The sequence below is a fragment of the Promicromonospora kroppenstedtii DSM 19349 genome, assembly GCF_000515355.1.
GTDB lineage: Bacteria > Actinomycetota > Actinomycetes > Actinomycetales > Cellulomonadaceae > Promicromonospora > Promicromonospora kroppenstedtii.
Map to the genome: position 1 here is coordinate 1995 of NZ_KI911709.1, position 2357 is coordinate 4351.

2 protein-coding genes and 1 pseudogene are annotated in these 2357 nt (G+C 70.9%); 1 reads left to right on the forward strand and 2 read right to left on the reverse strand.

All coding sequences use genetic code 11. From position 1 onward, the window contains the following. Together PROKR_RS19360 and PROKR_RS19365 are read right to left on the reverse strand one after the other, a co-directional pair. Positions 1 to 361, reverse strand: a pseudogene (locus PROKR_RS19360) (3-oxoacyl-ACP reductase); the annotation flags it as partial. Between the two features lie 46 nt (positions 362 to 407). Next, positions 408 to 1730 (reverse strand): acetyl-CoA C-acetyltransferase, encoded by a 1323-nt coding sequence (locus tag PROKR_RS19365; protein ID WP_036965949.1) that lies wholly within the window; start codon positions 1728 to 1730, stop codon positions 408 to 410. Positions 1731 to 1915: 185 nt separating this feature from the next. Between PROKR_RS19365 and PROKR_RS19370 the strand changes: the two genes are divergently transcribed. After that, positions 1916 to 2357, forward strand: a 442-nt coding sequence (locus tag PROKR_RS19370; RefSeq protein WP_157602286.1) for a TetR/AcrR family transcriptional regulator, incomplete at its 3' end; no start/stop codon positions are given.

The following is a 2357-nucleotide window of genomic DNA, read 5'->3' on the forward strand; positions in this document are numbered from 1 at the left end:
GGGAGATGCTCACGACCCGGCCGTTGCCCGCCAGCCGCCGCAGCGTGCCGGCGACGGTGAGCACGGGGGCCGAGACCGCCGCGGGCGTCTCGGCACCGGTCAGCACCAGCACGACGGCGCCGAACCGCTCGCCGTCGGCGGTCTCCGGGCTGCGGCGCACGTCGACGTCCCAGCCGGACAGGACCTTGGCGACGGCGTCCGCGTCGGCGGCCGAGGCGTCGTCGGACACCACCAGGACCGGGCCGACGGTGAGCGGGCTGCCGGGGCGGTAGCGCCGGAGGATGGCGGGCTGGGGCAGGCCCAGCTTCTTGAAGACGGGCTTGAGCGTCCCGTTGGCCAGGTTGAGATAGCTGTCGGTCACGATGTCCTCTTCGATTGCGTGGCGTACGGGCGGGGCTCGGCCAGACTTACACGGACTCGACGAGGGCCACCGCGCCCAGTCCGCCGGCAGCGCAGACCGAGATCAGCGCACGTGCGGGCCGACCGGTCTCCTTGGCCTTCGCGGCGACCAGCTTGGCCGCCGTCGCGATGATGCGGCCGCCGGTCGCGGCGAACGGGTGGCCCGCGGCGAGCGAGGAGCCGTTCACGTTCAGCTTGCTGCGGTCGACCTTGCCGAACGCACCGTCCAGCCCGAGCTCCGTACGGCAGTACTCCTCGTCCTCCCACGCGGCGAGCGTGGTCAGCACGGTGGAGGCGAACGCCTCGTGGATCTCGAGGAAGTCGAGGTCGTCCAGCGTGAGTCCGTTGCGGGCCAGCAGGCGGGGGACCGCCGCGACCGGGGCCATGAGCAGGCCCTCGTGGCCGTGCACGAAGTCGACGGCCGCCGTCTCGGCGTCCACGAACTTCGCGAGGATCGGCAGCTCCCGCTCCTCCGCCCAGGCGCGCGACGCGAACAGGACCGCGGACGCGCCGTCGGTCAGTGGCGTGGAGTTGCCCGCGGTCATGGTGGCCGGGTCCGCCAGCTTGGCGCCGAACACGGGCTTGAGCTTGGCGAGCTTCTCGAGCGAGGTGTCGGGGCGCAGGTTGTCGTCGCGGGTCAGGCCCTTGAACGGGGTGACCAGGTCGTCGAAGAAGCCGGCCTCCCACGCGCGGGCGAGGTTCTGGTGCGAGTTGTACGCGATCTCGTCCTGCGCCTCGCGGGTGATGCCCCACTTGGCCGTGGTGATGGCCTGGTGCTCGCCCATGGAGAGGTGGGTGCGCGGCTCGCCCGTGCTCGGGGTTGCCGGAGCCAGGTCCTTCGGACGGATCTGCAGCAGAGCCTTGATCTTGGCCCCCGTGGACTTGGCGTGGTTGGCCTCCAGGAGCGCGGCGCGCAGCCGGTCGCTGACGACGATCGGCGCGTCCGACACGGTGTCGGTGCCGCCGGCGATGGCGGACTCGATCTGGCCCAGCTTGATCTTGTTGGTCACCGCGATGGCGGCCTCCAGCCCGGTCGCGCACGCCTGCTGCACGTCGTAGGCGGGCGTGGTGGGCGCCAGCGAGGAGCCAAGCACAGACTCGCGGATCAGGTTGAAGTTCTTGCTGTGCTTCAGCACCGCGCCGCCCACCACCTCACCCAGGCGCTCGCCCTGCAGGCCGAAGCGGGCGACGAGGCCCTCGAGAGCAGCGGTGAACATGTCCTGGTTGCTGGTCCGGACGTACTTCTTGCCGGCGCGGGAGAACGGGATGCGGTTGCCGCCGATGATCACGGCCTCGCGCGTGGACGGGACGGGGGAGGGGGTAGTGGACACGTCGCTGTTCCTTCTCGGTTCGTCGTCGGGCGGAGGGCTTCGTTGGGTCGAGCCTTGTCGAGACCAGGGCGACACGCGACCCGAGTTCGACCCGAGTGGTGCCCAGGACTCACAGTACCTGATACTCTCAGTCTCGTGAGACGAATCACAAGACCTCTAGCGAGTCAAGGTGGGGAGGCGGAGCGATGAGCATCGGAGTCGACGGTCGTTCGACCCGCTGGGACGACCACCGCACGGCGCGTCGGGCAGAGCTCGTCCGCGCCGCGCGCAAGGCCGTGCACCGCCTGGGGCCTGCGGTCTCGATGGACGAGATCGCCGCCGCGGCAGGTACGTCCAAGTCGATCGTCTACCGGTACTTCGACGACAAGGCGGGCCTGCGGCTCGCCGTCGCCGAGACCGTGGTCATGCAGATGCACGACGCGCTGCGTGCCGCCGCACAGCAGGCGGACAACCCCGAGATGGCGCTGCGCGAGATGGTGCGCGTCTACCTCGAGATGATCGAGAGCTCACCCAACGTCTACTGGTTCGTGACCCGGACCGCGATCGGCGGCAACGAGCCGGCGCCGGTCGAGAGCGGTCGTCGCGGCCGGCGTGCCCCGGCCCCTGCCGCCGACGACGCCGCGCCGA